This is a genomic window from Bacillaceae bacterium S4-13-56, assembly GCA_040191315.1.
GTDB lineage: Bacteria > Bacillota > Bacilli > Bacillales > JAWJLM01 > JAWJLM01.
On record JAWJLM010000164.1, the window covers coordinates 1 to 1,405 of the forward strand.

Here is a 1,405-nt window from a genome sequence, read left to right on the forward strand (position 1 = left end):
CAGGACCTTAGCTAACGCTGGATTCAAACATGAGTACAAGGTTTACGATCCAAAGAAGACACCTGACATAAAAAAACACTCAGAACAGAACATTGTTTTATCAACATTTGTGAGTGTTTATCATTTTAAATTTTTACAGATACCGATGGACCTAACTCTACTTCATACACACAAATCAAAAATAATTTCGAATTGTTTGTAATACCCTCTCTAAATCATGTTCATGTAGTTTCCCGATTTTAAATAGTAATTCCTTATAATGAACAGTGTTTAGTTTAGAACATCTAACAATAGAAGGTTTATCTAAGCCAGCTTCTTCCCAGTATTCAATCGTAACATCAAATTCATTCCTAGTATGTTGACTTGTAACTGTTGCAATTAGATGATCTAATTCTACAACCACGTTATCATTACTTACTATGAGCACAGGTCTTCTCTTACCATTTAATTCAACTGTCCATATTTCTCCACGCTTACCTGTTTTACTCATCTTCTCTACCCCAAAATATTTCTTCTTTTTCTTTTATTATTTGATCTTTTGGAGGTCTGCTGTCAAAGTAATTATCAAATAATTTATTAAGCAATTTTATCCGTTCCCCATTATCCATTTCTTCTATTGCTTTCATTATTTCATCAGCAGTCATACGTAACCACCTCATTTAACAATAAATTTCTTTATATCAATTATACTATAGAACTAATTTATAATAAAACATAGTCGACGATCTTAAAGCGTGCGGATCGTAAAGTGAAACTGGATGGAACGATTACAATAGATAAAAGATTATACGAAGTTCCTTCCCAATATATCGGACAAAAAATTGAGGTTCGAATGGACGAACAGTCCGTATATATATTATAAATGGTAAGAAAATGGCGAAAGCTAACCCAGTTACGATGCATGATAGCGCCCATGTAAAACGAGGACAATCTCCATTCGCTGTTTCGGAAATTTCTCAAGAGGAGGAATCTGATCATGTATAAATCATTCTATTTGCTAGCAAGAGAGCCATTTTCAAAGGATATGAAATCGGAAGATGCCTTTCAATCGAAAAGCTATCAGGAGGCATTACATGGACTAAAGTATTTACAAAAATCCAAAGGGATTGGATTAGTAATTGGAGATCCTGGTGCCGGAAAAACATTTACCTTACGATCATTTAAGGATTTTCTTAATCCAGCATTGTATCATGTCATCTATTTCCCATTGTCTACCGGTGGTGTCATGGATTTCTATCGAGGGTTGGCTTATGGATTAGGAGAAGAACCGAAGTTTCGAAAAGTAGATTTGTTCCGTCAGATTCAACAAGAATTGAACGAATGGACGAGGAACGAAAAGTCACACCGGTATTTATATTAGATGAGATGCCGTCTTTACGAATGTAAACAATGCCGCTACCAATCG

3 protein-coding genes and 1 pseudogene are annotated in these 1,405 nt (G+C 34.7%); 2 read left to right on the forward strand and 2 right to left on the reverse strand.

Annotated elements, in window-relative coordinates; translation table 11 throughout:
• Positions 1–175: 175 nt before the first annotated feature.
• Together RZN25_18375 and RZN25_18380 are read right to left on the reverse strand one after the other, a co-directional pair.
• On the reverse strand, positions 176–490 hold the full coding sequence (locus tag RZN25_18375) for a type II toxin-antitoxin system PemK/MazF family toxin (GenBank protein ID MEQ6378766.1): 315 nt from the start codon (positions 488–490) through the stop codon (positions 176–178).
• Entirely contained in the window at positions 483–644 is a 162-nt protein-coding gene (locus RZN25_18380) for a hypothetical protein (GenBank protein ID MEQ6378767.1), read from the reverse strand. The genes RZN25_18375 and RZN25_18380 overlap by 8 nt, the downstream gene beginning before the upstream one ends.
• A gap of 104 nt (positions 645–748) precedes the next feature.
• On the opposite strand from RZN25_18380, the gene RZN25_18385 reads away from it, so the two are divergent.
• Positions 749–862 (forward strand): Mu transposase C-terminal domain-containing protein, encoded by a 114-nt coding sequence (locus RZN25_18385; protein MEQ6378768.1) that lies wholly within the window; start codon positions 749–751, stop codon positions 860–862.
• Between the two features lie 114 nt (positions 863–976).
• A pseudogene (locus tag RZN25_18390) lies at positions 977–1,368 on the forward strand (ATP-binding protein).
• Positions 1,369–1,405: the final 37 nt, after the last annotated feature.